The sequence below is a fragment of the Cryobacterium inferilacus genome (genome assembly GCF_019599185.1).
Taxonomy (GTDB): Bacteria; Actinomycetota; Actinomycetes; order Actinomycetales; family Microbacteriaceae; genus Cryobacterium; species Cryobacterium inferilacus.
Genome location: NZ_JAIEUL010000039.1, coordinates 1 through 6041, shown reverse-complemented (window position 1 = coordinate 6041; position 6041 = coordinate 1). Strand labels below are relative to the sequence as shown.

The 6041-nt window shown below is 69.9% G+C and carries 7 protein-coding genes; 2 read left to right on the top strand and 5 right to left on the bottom strand.

Annotated features, from left to right (window positions below; translation table 11 throughout):
* Positions 1-77: 77 nt before the first annotated feature.
* The 5 genes from K2F54_RS18660 to K2F54_RS18640 all read right to left on the bottom strand — a co-directional run bounded on the left by K2F54_RS18660 (position 78) and on the right by K2F54_RS18640 (position 4314).
* The gene (locus K2F54_RS18660) at positions 78-1019 is read right to left on the bottom strand and encodes a DMT family transporter (protein ID WP_308287743.1); all 942 of its coding nucleotides are present in this window, start codon (positions 1017-1019) and stop codon (positions 78-80) included.
* Positions 1020-1110: 91 nt separating this feature from the next.
* Complete coding sequence (locus K2F54_RS18655; RefSeq protein ID WP_220607360.1) at positions 1111-1776, bottom strand: GNAT family N-acetyltransferase; 666 nt, start codon at positions 1774-1776, stop codon at positions 1111-1113.
* An 84-nt stretch (positions 1777-1860) separates the two neighbouring features.
* Positions 1861-3147: an adenylosuccinate synthase gene (locus K2F54_RS18650; RefSeq protein ID WP_220607359.1), complete on the bottom strand. Its 1287-nt coding sequence runs from the start codon at positions 3145-3147 to the stop codon at positions 1861-1863.
* 3 nt (positions 3148-3150) lie between these two features.
* Positions 3151-3642, bottom strand: a complete 492-nt coding sequence (locus K2F54_RS18645) for a DUF3151 domain-containing protein (RefSeq protein ID WP_308287742.1) — start codon at positions 3640-3642, stop codon at positions 3151-3153.
* 93 nt (positions 3643-3735) lie between these two features.
* Positions 3736-4314: a TetR/AcrR family transcriptional regulator gene (locus K2F54_RS18640; protein WP_220607357.1), complete on the bottom strand. Its 579-nt coding sequence runs from the start codon at positions 4312-4314 to the stop codon at positions 3736-3738.
* A 128-nt stretch (positions 4315-4442) separates the two neighbouring features.
* Between K2F54_RS18640 and K2F54_RS18635 the strand changes: the two genes are divergently transcribed.
* Positions 4443-5072, top strand: coding sequence for a hypothetical protein (locus K2F54_RS18635; protein WP_220607356.1), 630 nt, complete (start codon positions 4443-4445; stop codon positions 5070-5072).
* Positions 5069-6041: YhgE/Pip domain-containing protein (locus tag K2F54_RS18630; protein ID WP_220607355.1), on the top strand; the 973-nt coding region annotated here is incomplete at its 3' end. The genes K2F54_RS18635 and K2F54_RS18630, both read left to right, overlap by 4 nt.

Below are 6041 nucleotides of genomic sequence, written 5' to 3'. Positions count from 1 at the left end.
CTCCGCAAACTCGGCTACGACGTCACCCTCACACCGGCGGCAGCATGACCTCACGTCTATTTTCGTGTTAGTTATGCTCAGGCAGTTCGGGGGACGGGGAGGGGCAGGCGCACCCGCTTCTGGGTGAGCAGGATGCCGACCAGCACGAGCGCGGCGCCGACGGGTTCGTGCCAGGAGAACGTCTCGGACAGCACCAGCACCCCGAGCAGCACCCCGACGACGGGGGTGACGTAGGTGACCGTCGACGTGGTCGTTGGCCCCCAGGCCCGCAACACATTGATGTGCCAGATGTACGCCACCCCGGTACCGAGCACCCCGAGGGTGAGCAGGCTCAGCACGATCGGGAGGTTCAGCGCCACCGGCTGCCAGGCCAACACCGGGGTGAGCACCAGCATCACGACGCCGGCCAGGCCGATGTTGAGGAAGGCGAAGGTGGTGCCGGCGATGGGCCGGCCGCTGAGGTGCTTGCGGGTGTAGCCGAAGGTGAAGCCGTAACAGAGCGCAGCGCCGAGGCAGGCGAGCTGGCCCCAGAGGTCGCCGGTGAGCTCGGAGTACTGCCACGGCGCGATGATGACCACCACCCCGCCGATGCCGATGAGCACGCCGATCACCTGGTCGCGGGCGAGTTTCTCCACCCGGAACACGGCCGTGACCATGAGTGCGGTCATGATCGGGGTGACCGCGTTGTAGATGCTCGCCAGGCTCGACGACACGTACTGCTCCGCCCAGGCGAAGAGCAGATGCGGGATGACGCATCCGCTGAACGCGATCACCAGGAAGTGCGCCCAGACCCGGCCCTCGCGCGGCAGCACCGGGCCGTGGTTGACGCGGGGACGGGTGGCCAGCACGATCAGGCCGAGGGTGAGGCCGCCGAACACCAGACGGGACCAGGCCACCTGGCCGAAGCTGACGCCGTCGAGGGCGACCTTCATGAACAGAAAGCTGGCGCCCCACACCACGCCCATGCCGAGGAATTGCAGGGCGACCCTGGGGTTTCTGGGGCTGGAAATCTCACTCACCAGCTGACCCTAGCCCACCGGCAGCACGCGTTTCGGGCTCAGCCGCCTGCGCCGAGGGTGATGTCCGAAAATCGCGGGCGGATGGCCGGAATCAGCTCGGTGTGACCCGGGGCCGGGTGGCGCGCGGGTCGCGGTACGCCACCGGTTGGCCGCCGAAACCGTCGAGCCGCTTCTGCAACCCGGCCTGCACGACCGGCCATTCGTCGGCGAGCACGGAGTAGACGGCGGTGTCGCGCCAGGAGCCGTCCGCTCGGCGTTGCACCCTTCGGTGGATGCCCTCGAATTGGGCGCCGATGCCGAGGATCGCCGCCCGGGAGCGGGAGTTGAGCACGTCGGCCTGGATCTTCACCCGACCGAAGCCGTGCGCGAACGCGGCGCCGAGCATGAGCAGCTTGGTCTCCGGGTTCACCGCGGAACCCCACACCTGCGGGGCGTACGCGGTCCAGCCCAGGTGCAGCGACTCGTTGGGCAGGTCGATGTCGCCGAGCGTTGAGGTGCCGACCAGGTCACCAGCGTGCGGGCCGGAGACGACACGGACCGCGAACGGCAGCGCGTCCCACCGGTAGTACTTCGAGGCGAACGCGACGAACTCGTCGAGGTCGGCCGGCAGCCCGTGCGGGCCGCCGGCGAAGCCGCCGGCGAACACGGCCGGATGCGCGATGGCCCGGTGCAGCTCGGGCAGGTGCGCGTGACTGAGCGGTTCCAGGCACACGAAGCGGCCGGTCAGCAGTCTCTCGTCGGGCAGATGCGCGCTCACGTGGGTTCTCCGTTCGCCCGGCCGTGAGACGGGCCCCGAAAACTCGAGGTTTTCGGGGCCCTGGCACGGTTCGCGGGGTGGTGCCTAGTCGATCAGGTCGTGGCGGGTGAGGATCGCTTCGCGGTCGGGGCCCACTCCGATGGCGGAGATGCGGGCGCCGCTCATGGCCTCGAGAGCGAGCACGTAGTCCTGCGCGTTCTTCGGCAGGTCCTCGAAGTGGCGCACCAGGGTGATGTCCTCGGTCCAGCCGGGGAACTCCTCGTAGACGGGCTTGGCGTGGTGGAAGTCGGACTGCGAGACGGGCACCTCGTCGTAGCGCACCCCGTCGACCTCGTAGGCGACGCAGACCGGGATGGTGTCCAGGCCCGTGAGCACGTCGAGCTTGGTGAGCACGAAGTCGGTGACCCCGTTGATGCGCGCCGTGTAGCGGGCGATCGGGGCGTCGTACCAGCCGCAGCGGCGCGGACGCCCGGTGGTGGTGCCGAACTCGAAGCCCTTGGCGCGCAGGAACTCGCCGGAGTCGTCGAACAGCTCGGTGGGGAACGGGCCGGCGCCGACGCGGGTGGTGTACGCCTTGACGACCGCGATGATGCGGTCGATGCGGTTCGGGCCGATGCCGGAGCCGGTCACCGCGCCACCGGACGTGGCGTTCGACGACGTGACGAACGGGTAGGTGCCGTGGTCGACATCCAGCATCGTGGCCTGGCCGCCCTCGAACAGCACCGTCTTGCCGTCGGTGAGGGCCTCGTGCAGCAGCAGCGCGGTGTCGGCGACCATCGGGCGCAGGCGTTCGGCGTAGCTGAGCAGGTCGTCGACGATCTCGTCGACGGTGATGGCGCGGCGGTTGTACACCTTGACCAGCATGTGGTTCTTCTGGCCGAGGGCGCCCTCCACCTTCTGGCGCAGGATGTTCTCGTCGAACAGGTCCTGGATGCGGATGCCGACGCGGTTGATCTTGTCGGCGTAGGTGGGGCCGATGCCCCGACCGGTGGTGCCGATCTGGCGCTTGCCCAGGAACCGTTCGGTGACCTTGTCCATGGTGCGGTGGTACTGGGTGATGACGTGCGCGTTGGCGCTCACCTTGAGCTTGGACACGTCAACACCGCGGGAGCTGAGCGCGTCGAGTTCTTCGAAGAGCACCTCGATGTCGACGACGACACCGTTGGCGATGATCGGGGTGACGCCGGGGGTGAGGATGCCGGAGGGCAGCAGGTGCAACGCGTACTTCTCGTTGCCGACGACCACGGTGTGGCCGGCGTTGTTGCCGCCGTTGAACTTGACGACATAGTCGACCCGGCTGCCGAGCAGGTCGGTGGCCTTGCCCTTACCTTCGTCGCCCCACTGGGCGCCGATCAGAACAATTGCGGGCATGGCTTAGTTTTCTCCTTGGATAAAGAACGCGGCGGTCGGCGGGGCCGGGTCGACGCCGGGTGAGACAGCCTCGGTCTGCTGCGAGCGCAGCAGCGGGATGACGGACGGGTCTGCGCCGTCGAGGAACGCGGTGAGGCGTTCGAACTCGTCGTCCTCGCCGATCTCGGCCGCGGCGCGGCGGAGGGCGAAGAGCGCGCGCAGCACGCCCTGGTTGGGTTCGTGGGACCACGGCACTGGACCCTGGCCGCGCCAGCCGGCCTTGCGCAGCGCGTCGAGGCCGCGGTGATAGCCCACCCGGGCATAGGCGTAGGCCTCGAGCAGGTTGCCCTGGCTGTGGGTGAAATCGGCGAGCATCGCCCAGGCCAACGAAGATGTCGGATGCGCTGCCACGACTGTTGCCAGATCGCGCGTTCCGGTTCGGCTGAGTGCCTCAATCACCTCCGGTTCCGCGGGTAGGAGGGTCTCGGGCTGTTCGATCAGATTTGCGCCGGTCACACTCGATCTTACCGCGACCGGCCCGGGGGACTCCCCTGTCGCCAGGCGAGCCGTGACTTCGGCGCGCATCCGGGCGGTTTTTCGACGGTGGGGTCAGGGTTCGCGGGTGAGACGGCCGGAAAAGGTGAGCAGGATCGTTGCGGTCACCTCGTGCAGCGGGCGCTCCTCGTCGAAGAGCAGCCATTCCAGCCCGGCCATCAGGGTGGCGCCGAAGACGCTGCTGGCCATCAGCGCGGTGGCGCCGGTGACGGATGCCTCCGGCACGGCCTCGTCGATCGCCGCCGCGAACTCCGCCAGGGCGTCGTGCCGGAAGGCGTACGAGGTCTGGCGCCACGCCCGGTCGGTGCGGAAGATGTCGCCGGCGATGACCTTGGCCAACGCGGTATTGGCCTGGATACGGCCGAGCAGGGTGCCGACGAGCGCCTCGATGGCCGGCCAGCCCTCCTTGCCCGCCCTGGCCTCGCGCAGCGCCTCGGTGAGCGCAGACATGCCCTCGCGCAGCAACTCCTCGAACAGCTTGTCCTTCGAGGCGAAGTTGTAATACAGGCTGCCCTTGGCCACGCCGGCGCGCTCGGCCACATCGTCCATGGTCGTTCCCGTGATGCCGCGCTCACCGGCCAATTGCAGGGCGGCGTCGAAGATCAGGCGTTTGGTTCCGGTCACCCGCGGCATGTCCACTCCTTGATTTTGTACTGACTAGTCAGTATAGTTGCCGACGGCGCCCGCTGCAATGGAGCACACCAGCCGGACCCACGTGTCCGGCTCACCGGTGCCGCTCCCCTCCCAGCGAAGGCATCCGCATGCGCATCACCCTCAGCAACGTCACCAAGGGGCCCACAGACTCGGCCCTCCCGCTCACCTCACTCGAGTTCGAATCCGGCGGCGTCACGCTCGCCAGGGCCGAAACCGAACGCCGCCCCACCGTGCTCGGCCTGATCGCCTCCGGCCGGATGCGTCCGGACGCCGGCACCGTCACCCTCGACGGCCGCACCGACTACGCCGGCCTCCGCCGCCACATCGCCCTCGTCGACGCCCTCGGCGTCTCCGAGCCGGCCGCGGATGTCACGGTCGCGGAGGTCGTGGCCGAGGAACTCATGTTCGCCGGCCGCCTCGGCCACCGCCGCGCCGTGGGCCAGGCCCTCGGAGAGCTCGGCCTGGCCGACCGGTCCCGGGCCAATATGGGCGATCTGGCCCCGGCCTCCCGCATCCGTCTGCTCACCGAACTGGCCGTCAGGCGCGAGGACGTGCGCGGCATCGTGCTCACCTCCCCCGACCGGCACGGCGGCGACCCGCTGGATTGGTGGGCCACCGCCGGCGCCCTCGCCGACCGGGGCTATGCCGTGCTGGTCATCGCCGGCGATGCCTCCGCGCACGCCATCACCGTCCTCACGACCCTCACGACCCTCACGACCCTGGAAGCCGACCTGTGAAGATCTTCGCCATGATCCGCGCGGAGCTCGCGCGCCTGACCGCCACCACCATGAGCCGGGTCGCCCTCGTGGCGCTCATGCTCGTGCCCGTGCTCTACGGCGGCCTCTACCTGTGGGCCAATCAGGACCCGTACGCCGGCCTCGACCGGGTGCCGGTGGCGCTGGTGGTGGCCGACACCGGCGCAGAGTACGACGGCGAGCCCAGTAACTACGGGGCGGATGTCGCCGAACAGCTGATCGACGACGGCACCTTCGACTGGCACACCGTCACGGCCGCCACCGCCACGGCCGGCGTGGCCGACGCCACCTATGACTTCAGCGTCACCATCCCCGCCGACTTCTCCAGCTCGATCGCGTCGTCGTCGACGGACGACCCGCACCAGGCCACCATCACCCTCACCACCAACGACACCAACAGCTACCTCGCCTCCACGATCGGCAGCCAGGCCGCGCAGACCATCAGGGACGCGATCGTGGAACGGGTCAACGAGCAGGCCGCGGACAGCCTGCTGATCGGGCTCTCCGACATCCGCTCGAGCCTGGCCGACGCCGCCGACGGGGCCGGGCAGCTGACGGATGGCGCCAGCAGCGCCGCCGACGGCGGCACGAGCCTGGCCGACGGCGCGGGCCGGCTCGCCAGCGGAGCGGGCCAACTGGCCGACGGCGCCGGCAGCCTGGCCGCGGGCACCGGACAACTCGCCGACGGCGCCGGCCAGCTGGCCGACGGCACCGGGCAGGTCTCCACCGGCGCCAACGCCCTCGCCGAGGGCACCGGCGAGCTCGCCACCGGCGCGGGAGCGCTGGCGGACGGCACCGGCACCCTCGCCGACGGCGCGGGCGAGTTGGCCGACGGCACCAGCCAGGTGGCCCAGGGCGCGACCGCCCTCGCCGACGGCACCGGGCAGCTCTCGGCCGGGGCCACCGTCCTGGCCGCGGCAACCGGAGAGGGATCGGCCGGGGCCACCGCAC

Coding starts and splice junctions, on each gene's coding strand:
- K2F54_RS18640 (WP_220607357.1), bottom strand. CDS start 4,314: ATGCCGCGGGTGACCGGAACCAAACGCCTGATCTTCGACGCCGCCCTG.
- K2F54_RS18635 (WP_220607356.1), top strand. CDS start 4,443: ATGCGCATCACCCTCAGCAACGTCACCAAGGGGCCCACAGACTCGGCC.
- K2F54_RS18650 (WP_220607359.1), bottom strand. CDS start 3,147: ATGCCCGCAATTGTTCTGATCGGCGCCCAGTGGGGCGACGAAGGTAAG.